Annotated in this window: 18 protein-coding genes; 9 read left to right on the forward strand and 9 right to left on the reverse strand. The window is 68.2% G+C overall.

Translation table 11 applies throughout. The features are described 5' to 3' along the window. Position 1 precedes the first annotated feature (1 nt). Positions 2 to 1,651 (reverse strand): phosphoglucomutase (alpha-D-glucose-1,6-bisphosphate-dependent), encoded by a 1,650-nt coding sequence (gene pgm / locus AC1DGD_RS05030; RefSeq protein ID WP_476849925.1) that lies wholly within the window; start codon positions 1,649 to 1,651, stop codon positions 2 to 4. A gap of 148 nt (positions 1,652 to 1,799) precedes the next feature. Here pgm and AC1DGD_RS05035 point away from each other — a divergent pair, with 148 nt between their 5' ends. After that, positions 1,800 to 2,471 carry a DUF4190 domain-containing protein gene (locus AC1DGD_RS05035; protein WP_476856102.1) on the forward strand — a complete coding sequence of 224 codons (672 nt, stop codon included), beginning with the start codon at positions 1,800 to 1,802 and terminating at the stop codon, positions 2,469 to 2,471. 31 nt (positions 2,472 to 2,502) lie between these two features. On the opposite strand, the gene AC1DGD_RS05040 is transcribed toward AC1DGD_RS05035, so the two are convergent. The 3 genes from AC1DGD_RS05040 to AC1DGD_RS05050 all read right to left on the reverse strand — a co-directional run bounded on the left by AC1DGD_RS05040 (position 2,503) and on the right by AC1DGD_RS05050 (position 6,151). Continuing rightward, complete coding sequence (locus tag AC1DGD_RS05040) at positions 2,503 to 3,357, reverse strand: phosphotransferase (RefSeq protein ID WP_476856103.1); 855 nt, start codon at positions 3,355 to 3,357, stop codon at positions 2,503 to 2,505. Between the two features lie 4 nt (positions 3,358 to 3,361). Further along, positions 3,362 to 4,867 (reverse strand): peptide MFS transporter, encoded by a 1,506-nt coding sequence (locus AC1DGD_RS05045; protein ID WP_218670209.1) that lies wholly within the window; start codon positions 4,865 to 4,867, stop codon positions 3,362 to 3,364. Positions 4,868 to 5,005: 138 nt separating this feature from the next. Beyond that, positions 5,006 to 6,151, reverse strand: coding sequence for an alcohol dehydrogenase catalytic domain-containing protein (locus AC1DGD_RS05050; protein WP_476856104.1), 1,146 nt, complete (start codon positions 6,149 to 6,151; stop codon positions 5,006 to 5,008). A 404-nt stretch (positions 6,152 to 6,555) separates the two neighbouring features. On the opposite strand from AC1DGD_RS05050, the gene AC1DGD_RS05055 reads away from it, so the two are divergent. Next, entirely contained in the window at positions 6,556 to 8,487 is a 1,932-nt protein-coding gene (locus tag AC1DGD_RS05055; protein WP_476856105.1) for a sialate O-acetylesterase, read from the forward strand. 315 nt (positions 8,488 to 8,802) lie between these two features. On the opposite strand, the gene AC1DGD_RS05060 is transcribed toward AC1DGD_RS05055, so the two are convergent. Next, a complete protein-coding gene (locus tag AC1DGD_RS05060; RefSeq protein ID WP_476856106.1) occupies positions 8,803 to 10,278 on the reverse strand; it encodes an amidase in 1,476 nt (491 codons plus the stop codon). Positions 10,279 to 10,566: 288 nt separating this feature from the next. Between AC1DGD_RS05060 and AC1DGD_RS05065 the strand changes: the two genes are divergently transcribed. The 3 genes from AC1DGD_RS05065 to AC1DGD_RS05075 all read left to right on the forward strand — a co-directional run bounded on the left by AC1DGD_RS05065 (position 10,567) and on the right by AC1DGD_RS05075 (position 12,211). Then, complete coding sequence (locus AC1DGD_RS05065) at positions 10,567 to 10,893, forward strand: rhodanese-like domain-containing protein (RefSeq protein WP_223914713.1); 327 nt, start codon at positions 10,567 to 10,569, stop codon at positions 10,891 to 10,893. 18 nt (positions 10,894 to 10,911) lie between these two features. Further along, a complete protein-coding gene (gene pheA / locus AC1DGD_RS05070) occupies positions 10,912 to 11,895 on the forward strand; it encodes a prephenate dehydratase (RefSeq protein ID WP_476856107.1) in 984 nt (327 codons plus the stop codon). Between the two features lie 94 nt (positions 11,896 to 11,989). Beyond that, complete coding sequence (locus tag AC1DGD_RS05075; protein ID WP_018774949.1) at positions 11,990 to 12,211, forward strand: hypothetical protein; 222 nt, start codon at positions 11,990 to 11,992, stop codon at positions 12,209 to 12,211. Between the two features lie 35 nt (positions 12,212 to 12,246). Here AC1DGD_RS05075 and AC1DGD_RS05080 read toward each other — a convergent pair whose 3' ends face one another. Beyond that, the gene (locus tag AC1DGD_RS05080) at positions 12,247 to 13,311 is read right to left on the reverse strand and encodes a diacylglycerol/lipid kinase family protein (RefSeq protein ID WP_230008895.1); all 1,065 of its coding nucleotides are present in this window, start codon (positions 13,309 to 13,311) and stop codon (positions 12,247 to 12,249) included. Positions 13,312 to 13,389: 78 nt separating this feature from the next. Between AC1DGD_RS05080 and serS the strand changes: the two genes are divergently transcribed. After that, entirely contained in the window at positions 13,390 to 14,670 is a 1,281-nt protein-coding gene (serS, locus tag AC1DGD_RS05085) for a serine--tRNA ligase (RefSeq protein WP_230008894.1), read from the forward strand. 144 nt (positions 14,671 to 14,814) lie between these two features. Continuing rightward, positions 14,815 to 15,750, forward strand: a complete 936-nt coding sequence (locus AC1DGD_RS05090; protein WP_476849918.1) for an HAD family hydrolase — start codon at positions 14,815 to 14,817, stop codon at positions 15,748 to 15,750. Between the two features lie 51 nt (positions 15,751 to 15,801). Here AC1DGD_RS05090 and AC1DGD_RS05095 read toward each other — a convergent pair whose 3' ends face one another. The 3 genes from AC1DGD_RS05095 to AC1DGD_RS05105 form a co-directional block, all read right to left on the reverse strand. Beyond that, positions 15,802 to 16,401 carry a hypothetical protein gene (locus AC1DGD_RS05095; RefSeq protein WP_223915353.1) on the reverse strand — a complete coding sequence of 200 codons (600 nt, stop codon included), beginning with the start codon at positions 16,399 to 16,401 and terminating at the stop codon, positions 15,802 to 15,804. A gap of 79 nt (positions 16,402 to 16,480) precedes the next feature. Continuing rightward, a complete protein-coding gene (locus AC1DGD_RS05100; protein WP_476856108.1) occupies positions 16,481 to 17,236 on the reverse strand; it encodes a DUF429 domain-containing protein in 756 nt (251 codons plus the stop codon). Positions 17,237 to 17,363: 127 nt separating this feature from the next. Then, positions 17,364 to 17,855, reverse strand: a complete 492-nt coding sequence (locus tag AC1DGD_RS05105) for an inorganic diphosphatase (RefSeq protein ID WP_018774943.1) — start codon at positions 17,853 to 17,855, stop codon at positions 17,364 to 17,366. Positions 17,856 to 17,997: 142 nt separating this feature from the next. Here AC1DGD_RS05105 and dacB point away from each other — a divergent pair, with 142 nt between their 5' ends. Continuing rightward, positions 17,998 to 19,491, forward strand: a complete 1,494-nt coding sequence (gene dacB / locus AC1DGD_RS05110; protein WP_476856109.1) for a D-alanyl-D-alanine carboxypeptidase/D-alanyl-D-alanine endopeptidase — start codon at positions 17,998 to 18,000, stop codon at positions 19,489 to 19,491. 117 nt (positions 19,492 to 19,608) lie between these two features. Next, on the forward strand, positions 19,609 to 20,769 hold the full coding sequence (locus AC1DGD_RS05115) for a zinc-dependent metalloprotease (RefSeq protein ID WP_476856110.1): 1,161 nt from the start codon (positions 19,609 to 19,611) through the stop codon (positions 20,767 to 20,769). The last annotated feature ends 43 nt before the right edge of the window (positions 20,770 to 20,812 follow it).

Below are 20,812 nucleotides of genomic sequence, written 5' to 3' on the forward strand. Positions count from 1 at the left end.
ACTACGAGATAACCCCGTCCACCAGCGCCTTCGCCTCGGCCTGGACCTGCTTGAGGTGCTCGGCACCCTTGAAGGACTCGGCGTAGATCTTGTAGACGTCTTCCGTGCCGGAGGGCCGGGCCGCGAACCAGGCGTTTTCGGTAACGACCTTGAGGCCGCCAATCGCGGCGCCATTGCCCGGCGCTTCGGTCAGTTTGGCCGTGATCGTTTCGCCGGCCAGTTCGGTCGCGGTGACGTCCGACGGCGAGAGCTTGCCCAGCGCCGCCTTCTGCTCCCGGGTGGCGGCCGCGTCGATCCGGGCGTAGACGGGGTCGCCGAACTGGTCGGTGAGGCCCTTGTACAGCTGCGACGGTGATTTGCCCGTCACCGCCGTGATCTCCGAGGCCAGCAGAGCCAGCAGGATGCCATCCTTGTCGGTGGTCCAGACGCTCCCGTCCATCTTGTTAAAGGAGGCACCGGCGGATTCCTCGCCGCCGAAGGCGCCCTCTCCGGACAGCAGCCCGGGGACGAACCACTTGAAGCCCACGGGCACTTCGACAAGTTTGCGGCCCAGGCTCTCGGCCACGCGGTCGATGATGGATGAGGAAACCAGGGTCTTGCCGATCACGGACTGCGGGTTCCAGCCGGTCCGGTGCCGGTACAGATAATCGATGGCGACGGCGAGGTAGTGGTTCGGGTTCATCAGCCCGCCGTCCGGGGTGACGATCCCGTGGCGGTCGGCATCGGCGTCGTTGCCTGTGGCGACGTCGAACTTGGCGCCGTCGGACATGCGGTTGATCAGGGACGCCATCGCCGACGGCGAGGAGCAATCCATCCGGATCTTCTCGTCCCAGTCCAGCGTCATGAAAGCCCACTGGGGGTCAACGGTGGGGTTGACCACGGTGAGGTTCAGGTGGTGGCGCTCACCGATCTCGCCCCAGTAGTCCACCGACGCTCCGCCCATCGGGTCGGCGCCGATCCGGACGCCCGCCTCGCGGATCGCGTTGAGATCCAGTACGGAGGGGAGGTCGTCGACGTAGCTGCTCAGGAAGTCGAACTTGCCGGTGGTCCCGGCGGCCAGGGCCTCGGCCACCGGAATCCGCTTGACGCCGCGCAGGCCGTTTTCCAGCAGCTCGTTGGCGCGGTTGGCGATCCAGCCGGTGGCGTCGGTGTCCGCGGGGCCGCCGTGCGGAGGGTTGTACTTGAATCCGCCGTCGCCCGGGGGGTTGTGGCTGGGGGTCACCACGATGCCGTCGGCCTGCGGCGCGCCAGGGGCGGCATTGCGGTTGTGCGTCAGGATGGCGTGGCTCAGGGCAGGGGTGGGCGTGTAGCCGTGGCGGGCGTCGATGAGGACGTGCACGCCGTTGGCGGCCAGCACCTCAAGGGCGGAGTTTTGTGCGGGCTCGCTCAGGCCATGGGTGTCCTTGGCCATGTAGAGGGGGCCGGTGATGCCCTGGCCTGCCCGGTATTCCACGATCGCCTGCGTGATGGCGAGGATGTGGGGTTCGTTGAAGGACGCCTTCAGGCTCGATCCCCGATGCCCGGAGGTGCCGAAGGCCACCCGCTGGCCCGGGTCCGAAAGGTCCGGCGAAATGTCGTAGTACGCATCCAAAAGCGCAGTGAGGTCAACAAGGTCTTGGGGTTGGGCAACTGTGCCCGCGCGGCTAGCCATGGCACCAGCATGCCAGACGAGGGCGGGGTGCAACACGGTTTCGCGCCAAACCCGCTCCTGTGACGAAAGAAAACCCGCCAATAGGCCCGGTCCCAAGCCAACCGTGCGGCGGTACTCTGGATCCAGAGACTTCTTGAGGGGACAAGCCATGACTGAACAGCCAAAACAAGGCAAAGACGAGACCCCGGAGGGCTACCAGCCGACCCTGCGCCTCCCGGACCAGCAACCCGACGTTCCGCCGGGGCAGGCACCACCCGCCGGCCAGGACCAGGGACCGTCGGCGACGCAGCAGTTCGCGCAACCCGAATCCCCGCAGCAACCCTACCCGGGCCAGCAGCCCCACACAGGCCAGCAGCCTCACACAGGCCAGCAGCCCGACACGGGCGAGCAGCCCCACGTCGGACAGCAGCCCTACACCGGCCAGGCGGCACCTGACCGCGGCCAGTACTCAAGCCCGTACCCCCCGATCTACGGCCAGCCGGCCGCCCCGTATGGCCAGCCGTCGCCGTATGCCCAGCCGGGCAGCCCCAACGCCTACGGCCAGCCCGCGTACTACGGCGCGCCCCCGTCGCCCAAGAGTCTGAGCATCGCCAGCATGTGCTGCGGCATCGCGGCACTGGTGGGATTCGGATTCTTCCTGCTCCCGCAGCTGGCCGCCGTGATACTGGGGCACCTGGCCCTGCGGCGCGAACCGGCCGGCCGGGGCATGGCGATCGCCGGTCTGGTGATGGGTTACGTGGGCATCGCCGTGACCATCCTGGTCCTGGTCATTTTCGGACTGGTCATCGGCACCGCGCGCAACAGCGGGTACGGAGCCTAGGTCTGCCCTGTGGCGCCGGAGCCGCGCCTGGTCAGGTTGTCAGCGCAGCCACCAGGGGCTTCGCGTTGGCCTCAAGCCAAGCGCGCCGGCGGTTGATCTGGCCGCCCACGCCGTCCTGCCACATCCGCGCCCAGCCGCCGCCCAGGGCGGCGGCGCTGTGCCGCATCCGCTCGTAGCTGAGCGTCGCGGCGTCGATCCCGGCGCCGGGCACCCGGCGTCGTTCATCCTCGCTCCAGCCGTAGGCATCGGCGAAGATGCGCAGCCGGCGGAACGGATTCTGGTCTTCCCAGCCCGGCCACCTATCTGACGGGTCGCGGAGCGGCACCCAGTGCATGGCGGTGTTGAGCGAATCGTGAAGTGCCGTGGCGGGTCCGGCGAGGTCGAAATCCACCAGTCCCGCGGCCAGGCCGCCCCGGACCACCACATTCTGGGGTGTCACGTCCAGGTGGCAGATGAGTCCGGCGGCGTCGGTGGGGTTTGGCCGGACCGGCCGGGGCGGAAACGCGTGGGCCCGCGGCACGAAGCCGGCGGACGCGGTGTGCAGACGCCGCACCATGCGGGCCACGGAGGCCAGCAGGTCTTCGGACTGCACCCAGGATTCCGGCGGCGACCCGGCGCAGTATCCCGGCACGAAGCTCAGGGCGTCCCGGCCCTGCGGGTCGCGGCCGAGGAAGCGGGGGGAGCCTTCAAAGCCGGCGTCGTCCAGCCAGTCTAGGTACTCGGCGACGGCGAGGGATTGCGGCTGGTGCGGGCGGCGGATAGTTCCGCCAACCCGCACCACGCCGTCGGTGACATCGCCTGCCGGCATGACTTCGACGTCGGACGCCTCGCCGGGGGCGGGGGTGTAGACGCGCGAAGCAACCGGAACGCGATGGGCGGTGCTCATCGGGTCAGCGTACGCCGCCCATGAGCTTCTTGATCGCCGGCGAGGCGACCGCCAGGCCCACAGCCAGCAGCATTGCGGTTCCGCCGATGCCGATGAAGTAGGGCAGCTCGTCCTGCGGGTTGTACAGGCCGGACAGGATGCCGGCCAGGGTGGTGCCCAGGGACACCGAGAGGAAGAACAGTGCCACCATCTGGGTGTGGAAGGCCTTGGGCGCCAGCTTGGTGGTCACAGACAGGCCGATGGGGGAAAGGAACAGCTCTGCAAGCGTGAACAGAAGCAGGATTCCAACCAGAGCCAGCAGAGGGGTCTTGCCACCGCCGGCCAGCGGGATGAACGCCAGGAAAGCAAGGCCCATCACGAACAGGCCGATCGAGAACTTCAGGGCCGAACCGGGCTGCTTGCGGCCGAGCCGGGTCCAGAGGGCGGCCATGATGCCGGCGAAGATGATGATGAACACCGGGTTGATGGACTGGACCCAGGCGGCAGGCATTTCCCAGCCGAACAGGTTCCGGTCCAGCTTCTCCTCCGAGTACACGGCGATGAAGGTGAACTGCTGCTGGAACAGGGCCCAGAACGCCGCGGAGGCGATGTACAGCGGGATAAACGCTGCGACCCGTCCGCGCTCGGTGGGGGTGACCTTCTTGCTGCTGAAGATCAGCGCGAAGTACAGCACCGACGCGCCGATTGCGGCGTAGGCCATGGACATGGCCAGGTTTTCGGCGTTCACCGTGCCGGTCACGAGCAGCACGGCGATGATCACGGCGATGCCGGCGAAGACGAGGCCGTAGCGGGTGCGCTGGGCGGCCGGGAGCGGGTTCGGTACCCGGTGTGCTTCTTCGGGCAGCTTCTTGCGGCCCAGCGAGTAGATGACAAGGCCAATGGCCATGCCGACGGCGGCGGCGCCGAAGCCCCAGTGGAAGCCCTGGCTTTCCTGCAGCCAGCCGGTGACCAGCGGGCCGATCAGCGCACCGGCGTTGATGCCCATGTAGAAGATGGAGAACCCGGCGTCGCGGCGTTCGTCCTTCTCCCCATACAGGCTGCCGACGAGGGCGGTGGCATTGGCCTTCAGGCCGCCGGAGCCGACGCCCACCAGCACCAGTCCGGCGATCAGGCCGGGTATGCCGGGCACGAGTGCCAGCCCGATGTGGCCGGCCATGATCAGGACGGCCGCGCCGAACAGCACCCGCTCGGACCCGAAGAGCCGGTCCGCGAGCCAGGCGCCGAGGATTGTGGAGAGGTAGACGCCGCCGCCGTAGGCGCCGACGAGGCCGGCCGCCAAAGCTTGTGGAATCTCAAGGCCACCCTGGGCAGCCGTGAAGTACATGTAGTAAAGGAGGATCCCCTGCATTCCGTAGAAGGAGAAGCGCTCCCACATCTCTACGGAGAAAAGGCTGGCCAGCATCTTTGGGTGGCCAAAAAACGAGGTGTCGCCCGGTGTCTTGGTGGGGGGACGTAACGAGGGATCGCCCGGCGTTATAGCGGGGGGATTGGATAAATGAGTTGTGCTCATTTACTTAATGGTGACATTGTGACGCGCGATTGTCACATTCGAGCAGGCTCGAGGCAAGCAACCCGGATGGTGTTTTGCCTCTCTTTCGCCTCTCTTTCCGCCGGTTTCGCGGGGCGTTCCGGGCTGGGCGGCTGTGTCCTAGACGGGCTCGTCGGCGGGCTCCTGGGCGGGCTCGCCGGCGTCGAACATAATGATCTGCCGGATGGCGAGGCCGTCCGCCAGCTGGTCCATGGCCCGGTTGATATCGGCCAGGGCGATGCGGTCCGAGATCAGCTCCTCGACGGGCAGTTTCCCGTCCCGCCACAACTGGGCGTATCTCGGGATGTCCCGCGACGGGACGGCGGAGCCCAGGTAGCTGCCCACGATCGTCCGGGCTTCGGCGGTGACGGTCAGCGGCGCCAGCTGGGCGCGGGCCTCGGGGGAGGGCAGTCCCGCCGTGACGGTGGTGCCGCCGGGGGAGGTGGCGGCGAACGCGGTCTCGAACGCGCGGGGATTTCCCGCGCACTCGATCACGAACCTGGCTTTGACCCCGGCGTCGAGGACCTGCTGCGGGGTGTATGTCTCGTGGGCGCCGAGGCGGCGGGCGTGATCGAGTTTCTGCTCCAGCGTGTCCACAGCGACAATCCGCGAGATTCCTTGCGAGACGGCGGTGATGAGCGCCGCCATGCCCACCCCTCCGAGGCCGACGATCATGATGCTGTCCTGCGGGCGGGGCCGGGCCGCGTTGAGCACCGCGCCGCCGCCGGTCAGCACGGCGCAGCCCAGCACCGCCGCAATGTCCGCGGGGATGTCGTCGTCCACCGGCACGGCGGAAGCGCGGTCCACGACGGCGTGGGTGGCGAAGCCTGAGACGCCCAGGTGGTGGTGGACGGGCTCGCCGTCGCGGCTCAGGAGCCGGGATCCGTGCAGCAGGGTCCCGTCGTTGTTGCTCTTGGACCCTGCCGTGCAGGGCAGCCGGCCGTCCTCGGCGCAGTTCGCGCAGTTCTCGCAGCGGGGCAGGAAGGACATGACCACGCGCTGGCCGGGCTGCAGGTCCGTGACGCCGGAACCGACCGTCACGATGCGGCCCGCGGCCTCGTGGCCCAGCAGCATGGGAACGGGCCGGACCCGGTTGCCGTCGACGACGCTCAGGTCCGAGTGGCAGATTCCGGCGGCCTCCATCCGGACAAGGATCTCGGTGGGCCCGGGAGCCGCCAGTTCCAGCTCGGAGATGCTGATCGGCCTGGACTCCGCGAAGGGGCGGGGGCGGCCGATTTCCTCAAGTACTGCACCGGTGATCTTCATCGATCCTCTTTCGCGGCCTGGTCGGGTTTGAGTGAACGATAGCCGCCTGCCGCCGCCAGCGTCCATTTGGGGGCTGGGGGGCGACGGCGGCCGCGGGCTTGGGGTGGCTGGGGGCGGGCGGTTTCGCGTAGGGCAGCCAGCCACCGCCGCGGGCAAGAAAACCTCAAGGTGACTTCGCCAAAGTGTGAACCATGGCTGGTTGGGGAAAGCTCTGCCGTCCCCCGGACGCGGCAGAGCCGGCAGTGATGACAGTGCCCTCCTCAACAACGGCCTCTATCCTGCGGCTGTTGCCCCGGTGGCACTGGGCCCCGGAACCGCCGGGAAGGTCTGCGACGTCGGTCCACGACCGGCGGTTTCACCGGTTGCTGATCGGCCTGTCGGTATGCGTGCTGATGATCGCGGGCATGGTGCCGGCGCAGGCCGCAAAGGCCATCACCACTCTTCACGTCTTTCTCGCGGTCGGTCAATCGAACATGTCGGGGCGGGGCGTTCCCGTCCTCGGCCTGGCAGACACGGCGGCAGACCCGCGTATCTTCCAGTACGGAGCGAAAACCCGCACGTTCCGTTCGGCCTCCGTCCCGCTTGACATGCTCGACACCCCCAGCGGCATTTCTCCGGCGACGACGATGGCCCGGGAGTATTTGAAGACCCAGCCCGCCGACGTCGGAGTCCTCATCATCCCCGCGGCACACGGCGACACCGCATTCACGGCAGCGCCGGGGACATTGACCTGGTCAGTCGGGGCGGCTTCCGCGCCGGGCTATGACCTGCCCGCGCTGGCGGTCAAGCAGACGTTGAGCGGTATTGCGGCGGCGAAGGCGGCCGGGTACGCGGTGGACCTCAAAGGGATCCTGTGGCACCAGGGCGAGAGTAACTCCGCCACAACCACCGCCATATACAGTGCGAGCCTGGACCGACTCATTGCCTTCTTCCGTAGTCGGCTGTCCGCGCCGAAGCTGCCCTTTGTCGTGGGACGCATGTCGCCGGAAAGCATAGCGAGTGTGCCTGGCCGGGCCAACGTGGACAAGAGCCACTACCAAACCCCAGACCGCGTGGCCTATACAGGATTCGCGCCATCGATGGCCTGCGCCCTGAACCCGGGGGACTCCACCCACTTCTCGCGGACGGGGGTCGAATACCTGGGGCGGGCATTTCTTGCCGCGTATTGGCAGGCGATCGCGAACACCCAGGCGTCGCCCATCGCCACACCGGCCCTCAGCGTGCCCAACTGTGCGGGCCGGGCCATCGCCATCGACCCAACACGATTCCTGGACACCAGGATTTGGCCGGGCCGGTTGGCAGCGGGCAAGTCGGTAACTTTCCGCGTCGCCGGCGTCCGCGGCGTACCGGCGAATGCGTCCGCGGTCGCCGTGAACCTGACGGTGACCTCGGCGACGTCGTCCGGCGTCATCACCGCCTATGCCTCCGGGACATCCAAACCGGGCACCTCGAACTTGAACTATGTTGCGGGGCAGACTGTTTCCAACCTCGCCATGGTCCCGCTTGGCACCGACGGCCGGCTGACCCTGACCAACACCTCGTCCGGGACCGTGCATCTGATCGCCGATGTGTCTGCGTACTTCCATGACGGCACACCGACAGCGCCGGGCGTTTTCAGTGCAGTCAAGCCCACCCGGCTGCTGGACACGGGTTCCTCCTCCGGGGCCGTCGCCGGCGGACGGACGGTGTCCTTCAAAGCCGGCGGCACGACGGGTATCCCGGCCAATGCCTCGGCGGTGGTCCTGAGAATCACGGCATTCGGGACGAAGTCGCTCGGCTACCTGACCGCCTACGCCACGGGGTCCCCGATGCCGAGCACTTCCAATTTGAATTACTCCGCGGGACAGACCGTGTCCAACGTTGTTGTGGTTCCCGTCGGGACCGACGGGAAAGTGACGGTGGCAAATACGTCGTCCGGATCGGCACAGATGATCGCAGACGTCACCGGGTACTTCCTACCCGGAAAACCTACACAGGTAGGCGCCCTGCGAGCCTGGAGCCCCATGCGGTTCCTGGACACGCGGGTCACCTCCGGCCCCGTCGCGGCGGGCGGCTCAGTCACTATCCACGTGCGCGGCGTCAAGGGGATACCCACCACCGTGGCCGCCGTAGTAGTCAACCTGACCGTCACCGAGTCAAAGTCCATCGGATACCTCACTGCGTTCGCCTCGGGCTCGACCACTCCGAACGCCTCGAACCTCTCCTACCAGCGTGGTCAGGCGGTTGCTAACCTCGCAGTGGTCCCGGTGGGGCCGGACGGCAAAGTCAAGATCACGAATACCTCGAGCGGCTCGGTGCAGATCATCGCCGACGTTGCGGGCTACTTCCGCGGGTAGGGCTGCGGTCCGTCTAGGGCGATGTGGCCGGTTTCCTTTGCCTCACCGGGGGACATGCCCAATCTTGGTGCCCGGGCGTGGACAAGATGGCATTATGTCCACCCGCCCCGGCCACGGGCGGACATGTCCGTGATGAGCACTGGACATGTCCATAGCGCGGCGTCAGGGGCGGGCGGGTCCATTGCGCGGCGTGCGGAATGGGCATGTCCCGACTGGTGGAGGACGGACATGTCCGGTGCCCGATGTGAGTTCCGGACATGTCCCCTGCGCGGCGTCAGGTGTGGGCATGCCCACGGGTGAGTGCCGGGTCCACGGCTAGAAGCCCAATTGGGCGGCCACCTGCAGCAGGAGCCCCTCGGAGCCCATCGGCCCGATCACCTGGATGCCCATCGGCAGGCCGGAACCAGGGGCGCCGCCGGTCCAGTGCACCGGGATGCTGATGGCCGGCAGCCCGCAAACGTTGACCATGGATGACCATGGAGCGTACTCGCACTGTTTGCGGTAGTCGCCGTCGGCGTCGCCCGCCCATTCCGCGGCCGGCCAGTAGCCTCCGCCGTGGGTCGCGCCCGTGAACCAGCCCACCGGACGGGGTGTCTGCGCCAGGGCCGGCGTCACTATGAGGTCCCATTGGGCGTACTGGACAATCGTGTCCTGCTGGAACTGCCGGAGGAACCCGAGGGATTCGTTGAGTTTGGCTGCACTGCGCTGCTGTGCCCGCCGGCGGAAAGTCCTGGTGAGCGGCGTCAGGAGCGCCTCGCGCTGCGGCGAGATGCGCGCGCTGCCAATGCCGGCCGTCCAGGCTGTGGTGAAAGCATCCGGGTAGCGGTTGTCGTAGCGAATCGCGGCTTCCATCGTCTCGTGCCCCGCCGCCTCCAGCCGCGAGATGCCGTCCGCGAGTGCGTCGAGCGCCTCACTGTCCGGGATGAAGGGAAACTTCGCTTGCCACGGGCTGTCGAGACTTATGCCGATCCTCAGCGGTCGGGGCTCCCTGGCGGTCAGTTCGAGGTAGCCGGCGTGCGTCCGGCTGCCCATGCCCGGACCGCCCGCACCCTGTTCGCCCGCACCCTGATTGTCCGGGCCCGGCACCAGAGCATCCAGCAGCAGCGCGGCGTCGGCGGCGGAGCGGGCGAGCGGTCCGGCAACCACGAGCTGCGCGGGATCGCCTGAGCTTTCCCCGGCCGGCAGAAGCCCACGTCCGGGCTTCAACCCGACCAGTCCGCATGCCGCGGCCGGGATCCGCACGGAGCCTCCGCCGTCGGACCCTGGGGCGAACGGCAACAGCCCCGCGGCCACCGCGGCAGCGCTGCCGCCCGAGGAGCCGCCCGAACTGCGGCTGAGTGCATACGGATTGCGCGACGGCGGGGCGATCCGGTTCTCGCTGTAGGCGGTCAGGCCGAACTCCGGGACCTGTGTCTTGCCCAGCGAGAGGACCCCGGCGGCCTTGAGCGCGGCGGGAACTGCGCCGTCGGCCAAGGCCGGCTTGCGTTCCAGGGCCGCGCTTCCATGCGTGGTGACGACCCCTGCCACATCCGTCAGGTCCTTGAAGGCGACCGGCATTCCATGCAGCAGGGGCAAGGCGCCGCCGTTCCGGCTCCGGAGGGCGTAGCGCCGGTCAGCTGCCGTGGCGTCTTTCCGCGCCTGTTCCGCGGTGACCGTGATGAAGGCACCGAGGTGCGGATTCTCGGCTTCGATCCGGTCCAGGAAATGATCGGCGGCGGCCCTGGCGGACAGCTCGCCGGAACGGAGCGCATCGCGGAGCTCGACGGCGGAGAGTTCGTGGATTTCAGCCAAGGAGGCAGGACTCCGGCCGTACGTGGGGCCGCGCGGGCCGGCTGCCCGGGGGACATGCCCCTTCCTGGGACCGGCGGAAGGACACGTTGGCATCATGCCCAGCGCGCGCGGCCAGGGGAGGGCATGTCCCGTGGCGGGGGCCGCGGACCGGCCGCTCCGCGGGGTGTTCGGCAGCCATGAGGTCTCCTTTGCGGTCCCCAGAAGCGTAACGTGCCGCCAGCGGGGGTGCGGTGCCAGCGGCGGGGGATACGCTGGGATCGGAGCTTGAATTCTGCGGAAAGGGTCAACATGAGCGACTTCCAGAGCGTAAGCGTGTCTGGCATCCCCGATGGTGCCAAGATCGTGGACGTCCGCGAGGACTATGAGTGGGCTGCGGGCCACGCCGAGGGTGCCCTGCACATTCCCATGGACCAGTTGCCGGCCCGGATCGAGGAGCTGGACCCGGACGAGGACGTCTACGTCATCTGCCGCACCGGCGGCCGCTCCTTCCGGGCCACCCAGTGGCTGGTCGGAATGGGATATTCCGCGGTGAATGTGGCCGGCGGCATGGACCAGTGGGTTGAGACCGGCATGCCGCTGGTGTCCGACAACGGCCTCAAACCGGTTGTCCTGTAACTGAAGAAGGAAGAACTGATGCCCGCACCGACGCTCACCTACACATTCCTCGGACCCGAGGGCACCTTCACCGAAGCGGCCCTGATGCAGGTCCCGGACGCGGCGGAGGCCATCCGCATTCCGTCCTCGAATGTGAACACGGCGCTGGACAAGGTGCGGGACGGCTCCGCCGATGCGGCCATGGTGCCGATCGAAAACTCGGTCGAGGGCGGGGTCACCGCCACCCTCGACGCCATCGCCACCGGCCAGGAACTCCGGATCCGCCGGGAGGCTCTGGTGCCCATCAGTTTCGTCCTGGTGGCCAGGCCCGGCGTGGCGCTCGGGGACATCCGGCGCGTCTCCACCCACGGCCACGCCTGGGCCCAGTGCAGGCTCTGGGTGGACGCCAATATTCCCAATGCGGAATACATTCCCGGTTCTTCCACCGCCGCTGCCGCCATGGGTTTGCTGGATGGCGACGGCGCCCACCACGACGCCGCGATCTGCGCCCCGATCGTGGCCACCGAGCAGCCGGGCCTGAAGGTGCTGGCGGAAAACATCGGCGACAACCCCGGAGCCGTCACCCGGTTCGTGCTGGTGGGCCGCCCGGGCGAACTGCCGGCCCCCACCGGAGCCGACAAGACCACTGTCGTGGTGCCGCTGCCCGAGGACCGGCCGGGTGCGCTGATGGAGATCCTGGACCAGTTCGCCACCCGCGGCGTAAACCTGAGCCGGATCGAATCCCGGCCCACCGGGCAGTACCTGGGCCACTATTTCTTCAGCATTGACGCCGACGGCCATGTCGCCGACGCCCGGGTGGCCGACGCGCTCGCAGGTCTTCACCGGATCAGCCCGGCCACCCGCTTCCTCGGGTCCTACCAGCGTGCCGACGGCCACCGGACCAGCGTCGCGCCGCACACCTCCGACCAGGCATTCCGCGCCGCGCATGCGTGGGTGAAAGACATACTGGGCGGCGCATCTGCTGTGCCGGAATATACCCCGGGGGCTTCGCCCAGAGCGTAGGCAAATGCCATATGGCGCACTTCCACGCCCTCCCAACTGTGCGTATGCTTGCCTGATCCATATTGGGGAATTCCCCTACGGGAGGGAGCGGGTCATGTCAGGCACCAGCACAGAAAATGACGGCCAGGGAATGATTGTCAATCCCAAGCCCACAGCTGAAAATCAGGACTGGGACGGCGACGACGCCGACCGCGCGGACCGCCTGCGCTTCGAAGAGGAGCAGGCAATGATCCGTGAGCAGTCCGAAGCCCGGGCCGCCAAGGCTGCGGCCGAGGCGAAGAAGGCGGCAGAGGCCAAGAAGGCCGCCAGCGCCTAGTCCCTCGCTCCTGGCGCGCTCCAGCCGCCGTCGGCCTAGCGGCCTTTGGCGCCGTCCTTTACCCTCACCAGCAGGGATCCCGGGTCCACCTCGACGGTGACCATCGTGGCCTCGCCGGAAGGATCGCCGTCGACCTGGGTGGGCATAGGTTCCGGGCACCGGATGGTGATCTTGCCGCACCGGTAATACGTCATGACCGGCAGGTCCTTCTTGTGCTTCAGGACGATCTTTGTGTACATGGCCAGCCAGCCGATCGCACTGCGCGGGCTCATCACCACCACGTCCAGCATCCCGTCATCGATCATGGCCTGCGGGATGAAGTCGATTCCCCCGGGGATCAGGCCGCAGTTCGCGAACAGGACGCTGCGGATCTTCCGGGCCTGCTCAGGCTGGCCATCCAGCGCGATGGAGACCTTCTTGCGGCGCCCCAGAAGGTGCCTGGCCCCGGCTTCCGTGTACGCCAGCCAGCCCACCGCCCTCTTCAGGCCGTCAAGGGTGTCGCTGACTACTTCGGCGTCCATGCCGATGCCCGCAATCACCAGGAACGTGTGTTGCGCTGACTCCCCGGTGAGGGAATTTTCCAGGGTGAGCCGCGCCGTATCGATGAACCGCTGGTGCCCGAACAGGGCGGCCTGCACGTTGCCGGCGAGGTCGTTGACCTCCAGATGCACATTGCGGGCCAAGAGGTTTGCGGTGCCCAGCGGGATCACGCCCATGGCGGTGTGCGTCCCGGCGAGGACCTCCGCCACCACACGCACGGTACCGTCGCCGCCGCCGGCCAGGACGACGTCGGCCCCGTAGGCCACCGCAGCCCGCGCCTGCGAGAAGCCGGGATCCTCTGCGGTGGTTTCAAAGACGCGGGGCGCCGGCCAGCCGGCCGCCGCGCACGCTGCCTCAATCAGGCCCCGGGCCTCGGCAGACTTGGCTTTGATGGGGTTCAGGACCACGGCCACCTTCTGGCGGCCCGGGCCCGGGCTGTGGGTTTCCTCCCACACGGCACGGCGGGTGTGCTTGGCCTTCAGCCGGCGCACCCCCCACCAGCTGGAGACGGCAAAGACCAGGGCCCCAGCGATGACGAGGTAGAGCAGCCAGTCGCGCATTGTGATCCAACAGTATCCCGCCAGCGCATGCAGGCCGGCTTGCCGGGCAACCGTGACCGGATTGGATACTCTTGTCTGGTGATCGACGTAAAAGACCTCAGCGAAAATCCGGACAAGTTCCGTGCCAGCCAGCGCGCCCGAGGCGCCGACGAATCCGCGGTGGACGCGATCATCGCAGGGGACTCGGCCCGGCGGGCAGCCCTGATCCGGTTCGAGAACCTGCGGGCCGAGCAGAATGCGTACGGCAAGAAGGTCGCGCAGGCCAAGGGCGAGGAAAAGCAGACCCTCCTCGCCGAGGTCAAGGCTCTGGCGGCCTCCGTCAAGGCGGCATCGGCCGAGGCCGATCTCGTCCAGGCCGCCCAGGACGAACTCCTCCGGACCATCCCGAACCTGATCGAGGACGGCGTCCCGGCCGGCGGTGAGGACGACTACATTGTGGTCAAGACGGTGGGCACGCCGCGCGAATTCCCCGACTTCGAGCCGAAGGACCACCTCGAGATCGGTGAGCTGATCGGGGCCATCGATATGGAACGCGGGGCGAAGGTTTCCGGTTCACGCTTCTACTTCCTGCGCGGCGTCGGCGCCCGGCTGGAAATGGCGCTGCTCCAGATGGCCATGGAACAGGCGATCGACGCCGGGTTCGTCCCCATGATCACGCCCACCCTGGTCCGCCCGGAAACCATGCAGGGCACCGGCTTTGACGTCAAGCACGACGCCGAGATCTACCGTCTCGCCGAGGACGACCTGTACCTTGTGGGCACCTCGGAGGTGGCCCTCGCCGGCTACCACGCCGACGAGATCCTGGACCTTTCGGCCGGCCCCATCCGCTATGCGGGCCAGAGCTCGTGCTACCGGCGCGAGGCGGGCTCGCACGGCAAGGACACCCGCGGCATCATCCGGGTCCACCAGTTCAACAAGGTGGAGATGTTCATCTACACCACGGTTGAGGACGCTGCCGCCGAGCACGCCCGCCTGCTGGCATGGGAAGAGGAGATGCTGGCCAAGTGCGAGCTCCCGTACCGCGTCATTGACACCGCCGCCGGCGATCTGGGCAATTCCGCGGCCCGGAAGTTTGACTGTGAGGCCTGGGTCCCCACCCAGGGCGCATACCGGGAGCTGACCTCGACGTCGAACTGCACCACGTTCCAGGCGCGCCGGCTGAACATCCGGGAACGGGTTCTGAACGAGGACGGCGCGCCCAAGGGCACGCGGGCAGTCGCCACGCTCAACGGCACCCTGGCCACCACCCGCTGGATCGTCGCCATCCTGGAGCACCACCAGAACCCCGACGGCTCCGTCAACGTCCCCGCCGCCCTGCAGAAGTACCTCGGCGGCATGACGGTCTTCCCCGTCCTCTAACCCCGATCCGACCCCAGCCAGGCCTCCGATGGCCGCCGGGTAAACGCCCACAACGGGGACATTCCGTGGGTGTTTACCGCAAGTTCACGCCTCGCTGTGGCGTGTGTCCTAGCGGCAGTCGGGGGTCTCTGCTCTACTTGTGAGATGACAACAATGACTGAATCCTCAGTCGCCGGCAACGATGACCGGCGCACCACACACCAGAACACGACAGACCAGAACACGACAGACCAGAACACGGCGGCCCCGGCCAGCGCGGCCCGGGTGGGAAACTCCCGGAACCGGGCCGGCGACAAGATGCTGATCGCCCTGGACGTCGATGGCACCCTCGTGGACCACGACGGGCACATGTCGGTTCCCGTCCGCGAGGCCGCCCAGGCCGTGGTGGCCGCAGGCCACCACGTCATGATCGCGACCGGCCGCTCGCTCAACGCCACATTGCCCGTCATCGAACACATCGGGATCGAGAACGGTTACGCCGTGTGCTCCAACGGCGGTGTGATCCTGCGCGTCGACTCCGGCCTGCCCGAGGGCTACGAAATCCTCCACAAGGCAACGTTTGACCCCGGGCCGGTCCTTCGCGCGCTGCGCAAGCGGCTGCCCTCGGCCAAGTACGCGCTCGAGGACGGGGACGGCAACTTCCTGTCCACGGAACGCTTCCAGGACGCCAGCTTCGGCGTCGAAGCGGTCGGCGTCGACTTCCAGACCATGCTGGAGGCAACCGCCGTGCGCGTGGTGGTCTTCAGCTCGGAGAATACGCCCGAAGAATTCAACACCGCGATCCGCCACATCGGGCTCGCCGGCGTCACGTATTCGGTGGGCTGGACGGCGTGGCTGGACATCGCCGCTGCCGGTGTCACGAAGGCCAGCGCACTGGAACAGCTCCGCGACCGGCTCAGCATCGAAACGCACCGCACTGTCGCCGTCGGCGACGGCCGCAATGACATCGAGATGCTGACCTGGGCGCGCCGCGGCGTGGCCATGGGCCAGGCCCCCGTTGAGGTGATTGCCGCCGCTGACGAAGTGACGAAATCGGTCTACGACGACGGCGCCGCGCACGTGCTTCGCAGCCTCCTCTAAGGCCTCAAAGGCGCGGCAGGGTCGGGCGGTTCCGGGGAGGGGCCGGGACGGCTAGCGGACGTCGAGGATGAGGCCCAGGAGCCGCGCCGCAGCGGGCCGGGCCGCGTGTTCTTCATTCCACTGGGACCGGGCCACGGCCTTGCTCACGGCCTGGGTGGTGATCCCGAGTTCCTCTGCGACCGCCTTCTGCTGACCCCGCACCCCCGGGGTGAGTAAGTCCAGTACGCGCCATTCCGCGTGGCTGCGGTCGTGCACAATGTGGCCCAGGAGGCGCAGCACGGCTTCCGCCTCTGCGGCAAGATCGGCCAGCGGACCCTCCACGGCCACCCGGACGCGGTCCTTGTGGTTCCGGAGGCGATCCACCGCGCGCCGGGCATAGATCAGCCCGTGCCCGGAGGCGTCCTTGATCTGGTTCGGCAGGGGTTCATTGACCGGGCCCACGCCAATGCCCACGTACCAGCTGCCGCTGCGCAGGGCGATCATGGCCGCTTCCACCGTCTGATGCGGACAGTCCAGGATCCCTTGGACCTCATCCTCGACGGAACGGTCGAAATCAAGGCGCGCCGGAATGTGCCGCAGGTCCTTGAGGAGCTGCGGCACGCGGTCGCCGTCGCGCCGGCTGTCGGTTTGATTGATGGTCAGCGTGAACATTCTGATGACACACTACCTGCTGGCACTTGCGGGGCAAGTTGTTGGCGGGCGTGCTGTGCCGGGGCCGTAACAGAGGCGGTTACCGGGAAGCGAGGCCGGAAAGCTGGCCGGAGGGCAGGTGGATCCAGCCTTCGGTCAGGGCCGCCGCGGCGTGCCCGGGCCCGGGCCGCAGCGTCGCGCCGACGGCGACGGCCCGCGCGGACAGGGAGGCGATGAGGGCATCGAACATGTCATCGGACGCCGCAAGATCGGCCCGGTACTCCGCCAGGTCCAGCCACGGCGCCTTCACGGCCAGGTCCGCCACCGCTGAGGACAGCATTTCCGCCTCCGGCGCCCCGCGCCCCTTGTAGCCGCGGGCATGGATCCCCCAGAGCTTCAGCGACGCCGCCGGGTACACCTCGGCAAGCCGGCCGCTGCCGTCCCTGGCCTGCGGACCGTACTCCCTTGCGATCTTCGCCTGAATCACCGCGCAACGCATCGCCGGGTGGGCCAGCCGGTCCGCGGAGACGCTGAGCGGGATCATGCCGGTGTTGCCGGTGACGAAACGGTCGGTGTCGCGGTAGGCGAGCAGCCGGCGGCCCTCGATCCCGTCATGGTCCAGCACCGGATGGGGTTCGAAGCTCAGGTGCCCGGCGATGAAGGGAAGAAACGCGTCCGGCCAGCCGAGGGGGGAATCGATCCCCGTCATGGCGCTGGTGCCGAAGAGGCGGAGGATCTCCTCGTCGCCCACGTCCAACGACAGATGCGCCAGGCGCGCCGCGCCGCCATCCCATTCGATGACTGCCGCCGCCGTCTTCTTTGCGGCGGCAGCGAGGTCGACGCCGAGAGTCCGCATCACCGCGCCCCAGCCAATTGACTGAACGCCAATCGAAAAACGCCCAACAAAAACGCGGGGTCACCTACCGCCCGTTCCGGAACCCCGGATGGGCGGTACGTGACCCCGCGCTGGAGTGCAGGAACGGTCAGTGGCCGGCTGCCGGAACGTAACGCTTGATGGAGGCTGCCAGTTCGGCTTCGGCGGCGGCACGGTCGCCCCAGCCCTCGGCCTTGACCCACTTGCCCGGCTCCAGGTCCTTGTAACGGGTAAAGAAGTGCTCGATTTCCTTGATCAGGAACTCGCTGACATCGCTGATCTCTTTGATGTGGTCGAACCGGGCATCGGTCGGGACGCACAGGACCTTGGCGTCGCCGCCGCCGTCGTCGGTCATGTTGAACACGCCGATCGGGCGGGACTCGACGATCACGCCGGGGTAGAGGTCGAAGTCCTGCAGGAGCACCAGCGCGTCCAGCGGATCCCCATCCTCACCCAGGGTGTTCTCGAAGAAACCGTAGTGGGTGGGGTACTGCATCGACGTGAACAGGACGCGGTCCAGGCGGACGCGGCCGGTCTCGTGGTCGACTTCGTACTTGACGCGCGATCCCTTGGGGATCTCGATGGTCACGTCATGCTTCATGGAATGCTCCTTGACGAATTCAGGGGGTGCGCGGCACGTGCATAAGGGCTGTCGGTGCCGCCGACTACTATTGAGGATATAGCGAGAGGCGCTGGTTTCAGGAACTAGTGGGGACATTTCAGGACTAAGGACCAGCAGCAGCATGAAACCGAGAACCAGCCGCGAGGGTACCCAGCCGGCGCCCGGCAGCGGTCGCAGGATGCCCGCGCTGCTGCTCCAGACCCTCCTCGTGGTGGCCGTGGCAGTGCCGGCCGGCATCGCCATCGCCCCGGCGTTCCTCGGCCATGACAGGTCCTCCGACGCCTCGCAGACAGCACCGCCCTGGCAGCAGATCCCCGCCACACTGAGCCCTCCCGGCAACAGTTCGGGGGCAATCGGGCCCCTCAGCGCTTCCGCGCCGGTTCCGGCCGGGGCCGCCCTCGCCGCGCAGCTGAACCAGACCCTTAAGCCCGACGGCGCCGGCACCTTCACCGGCATCGTCCAGGACGCCGCCACGGGGCAGGTCCTCTTCGACCAGGCTGCCGACGAGGCCCGCGTTCCGGCGTCGAACATGAAGCTCCTCACAGCCGGCGCGGCCCTGCGCGTCTTGGGCCCCGACCGCCGCTTCAGCACCCGGGTGCTGGCGGGGCCGACCCCCGGCTCGGTGGTCCTGACCGGCGGGGGCGATGTCCTCCTGGGCGCCGGGGAATCGGCCCCGGGCGCCGTTCTGGGCCGCGCCGGGCTGACCACGCTCGCGAAGGCCACTATCGATGCCCTCAAAGCCGGCGGCGTCACCGGCACGGTGACCGTCCTGCTGGATGACTCCCTCTTCAGCGGCCCCTCGCTCAGCCAGGCGTGGAGCCCAGAGGACGTCGCCGCCGGGGAGATGGCCCCGCTGTACCCGCTGGCGCTGAACTCCGCGAGGTTCGATCCCGCCAAGACCACCGGACCGCGCCCGCAGGACGCCGCCATGACCGCCGCCGAGGTGTTCGCCGCCCGGCTCACGGCGGCCGCGGCGGCCGGGGGGCTGTCCGTTGCCCCCGGCGTCGCCCGGGGCCGGACCGGTGACGCGCCGGAGGGCGGGCACGCCAAAGTCCTGGCCGAGGTCCAGTCCGCCACGGTGGGGCAGCAGGTGGACATGATGCTGCAGACCTCGGACAACTACCTCGCCGAGGTGATGGGACGGATGACCGCCCTCGGCGTCGGCCGGCCCGGCAGCAGCGACGACGCCATTGCCGCCGTGCTGCAGCAGGTCAAGGACATGGGCGTTCCCACTGACTCGCTCCGGGCCGCGGACGTCTCCGGCCTTGCCCTGGCCAACCGGGTCTCGGCCCGGCAGCTCACGGACGTGGTCCGGGCCATGACCTCGGGCACAGACCCCCGGCTGCGCGCCGCCCTGAGCGGGTTCCCGGTCGCCGGGCTCACCGGCACCCTGGGGGACCGCTACACGGATGCGGCCTCGGCCGCGGGCGCCGGGCTGGTCCGCGCCAAGACGGGCACACTGAACACGGTCATTGCGCTTAGCGGTTCCGTGGTCGACGCCGACGGCCGGCTCCTGGTCTTTTCCTTCGTCGGCAACGGGCTGACCCCCGGCGCCGCGAACAAGGCCGCACTGGACCGCTCCGCCGCCGTCCTCGCCGGCTGCGGCTGCCGCTGACGGCGCCGGCCGGCCGGGACCCCGCGCCGGTCTGGCCCTTCGGCCCGGGGTCACGGAGCCCCGGCCGGTTCGCCGGTCAGCGAAAATTAAGGCGCATTGTCGGGGCCCTGTGATCTGATGGACCCCATGGAGTCCTCTGCAAGCGAGACATCAAGCGAGACATCACCCAAGACGCCGAGTGCGGCATCGGTCCAGGTCCCGGATCTCATCAACTGGGAGCTCGCCGCGTCCACGGCAGCCCGGCTGACGCCGGCAGGCCCCGTCCTGGGCAGCGCCGAGATCGGCGCCGCCGTCGAAAATCTGCGGCTCATGGCGGACATTTCCGTGCCGCACGTCCACCACATCACCGGACTGGACGCCGCCCGGGACCTGCGCGACTCCGAGGTCCTCGTCGTGGACCGGGCCTCATGGGCCAAGGCCAACACGCAGAGCTTCGCCGTCATGCTCAAGCCCGCCATGGGAAAGCTGCTGGAGGGCCGTGGTTCCCTCAGCCCCGGAGCTGCCGGGGTCAGCGCGGCCATCACCGGCAGCCAGCTCGGCGCCATCCTGGCCTTCCTTTCGAGCAAAGTCCTGGGCCAGTACGATCCCTTCTCCGCGCTGGCCGAAAACTCCACGGCCCCCGCTTCCGGACGGCTGCTGCTCGTAGCGCCGAACATCATCTCCGTGGAACGCGAACTGAAAGTCGAACCCGCGGACTTCCGGCTCTGGGTCTGCCTCCACGAACAGACCCACCGGGTGCAGTTCGCCGCCGCACCGTGGCTGCGGCACCACATGCTCCAGGAGATCGAAAACCTCAGCGGACTGTTGCTGGGCAATGTCGATTCCCTGATGGAACGGGCCTCGGCGGCCGCGAAATCGCTGAAGGACCGCGCGGCACCCGGCGCCGCGCCCGGACGGGGCGCCATCCTGGACCTGCTCCAGAACCCGGAGGAAAAGGCGGCCCTGTCCCGCCTGACTGCGCTCATGAGCCTGCTCGAGGGTCACGCCAATGTGGTCATGGACGCCGTGGACGCCAGCATCGTTCCCTCGGTGAAGACCATCCGGCAACGTTTCAACGACCGAGGCCAGGACCGCGGCATGATCGAGAAATTCATCCGCAACCTGCTCGGCCTCGACGCCAAGATGCGCCAGTACAGTGACGGCGCCAAGTTCGTCCGGGAAGTGGTGGCCGCCGCCGGCATGGCAGGCTTCAACAAAGTCTGGGAGTCCGCGGACCACCTCCCCAGCGAACCCGAGATCCACGACTCCAGGCTCTGGCTCGACCGGATGGGCCTCTAGCCGCCATGACTGCCCCCGACGGCGCCGGCTCTACCTCGATTTC

This window comes from Arthrobacter sp. 05T45 (assembly GCF_056395875.1).

What these genes read in the sequence shown, in the direction of transcription:
- pgm (WP_476849925.1), bottom strand. Translation starts at nt 1,651, where the DNA reads ATGGCTAGCCGCGCGGGCACAGTTGCCCAACCCCAAGACCTTGTTGAC.
- AC1DGD_RS05035 (WP_476856102.1), top strand. Translation starts at nt 1,800, where the DNA reads ATGACTGAACAGCCAAAACAAGGCAAAGACGAGACCCCGGAGGGCTAC.
- AC1DGD_RS05040 (WP_476856103.1), bottom strand. Translation starts at nt 3,357, where the DNA reads ATGAGCACCGCCCATCGCGTTCCGGTTGCTTCGCGCGTCTACACCCCC.
- AC1DGD_RS05045 (WP_218670209.1), bottom strand. Translation starts at nt 4,867, where the DNA reads ATGAGCACAACTCATTTATCCAATCCCCCCGCTATAACGCCGGGCGAT.
- AC1DGD_RS05050 (WP_476856104.1), bottom strand. Translation starts at nt 6,151, where the DNA reads ATGAAGATCACCGGTGCAGTACTTGAGGAAATCGGCCGCCCCCGCCCC.
- AC1DGD_RS05055 (WP_476856105.1), top strand. Translation starts at nt 6,556, where the DNA reads ATGGTGCCGGCGCAGGCCGCAAAGGCCATCACCACTCTTCACGTCTTT.
- AC1DGD_RS05065 (WP_223914713.1), top strand. Translation starts at nt 10,567, where the DNA reads ATGAGCGACTTCCAGAGCGTAAGCGTGTCTGGCATCCCCGATGGTGCC.
- pheA (WP_476856107.1), top strand. Translation starts at nt 10,912, where the DNA reads ATGCCCGCACCGACGCTCACCTACACATTCCTCGGACCCGAGGGCACC.
- AC1DGD_RS05075 (WP_018774949.1), top strand. Translation starts at nt 11,990, where the DNA reads ATGTCAGGCACCAGCACAGAAAATGACGGCCAGGGAATGATTGTCAAT.
- AC1DGD_RS05080 (WP_230008895.1), bottom strand. Translation starts at nt 13,311, where the DNA reads ATGCGCGACTGGCTGCTCTACCTCGTCATCGCTGGGGCCCTGGTCTTT.
- AC1DGD_RS05090 (WP_476849918.1), top strand. Translation starts at nt 14,815, where the DNA reads ATGACAACAATGACTGAATCCTCAGTCGCCGGCAACGATGACCGGCGC.
- AC1DGD_RS05095 (WP_223915353.1), bottom strand. Translation starts at nt 16,401, where the DNA reads ATGTTCACGCTGACCATCAATCAAACCGACAGCCGGCGCGACGGCGAC.
- AC1DGD_RS05100 (WP_476856108.1), bottom strand. Translation starts at nt 17,236, where the DNA reads ATGCGGACTCTCGGCGTCGACCTCGCTGCCGCCGCAAAGAAGACGGCG.
- AC1DGD_RS05105 (WP_018774943.1), bottom strand. Translation starts at nt 17,855, where the DNA reads ATGAAGCATGACGTGACCATCGAGATCCCCAAGGGATCGCGCGTCAAG.
- dacB (WP_476856109.1), top strand. Translation starts at nt 17,998, where the DNA reads ATGAAACCGAGAACCAGCCGCGAGGGTACCCAGCCGGCGCCCGGCAGC.
- AC1DGD_RS05115 (WP_476856110.1), top strand. Translation starts at nt 19,609, where the DNA reads ATGGACCCCATGGAGTCCTCTGCAAGCGAGACATCAAGCGAGACATCA.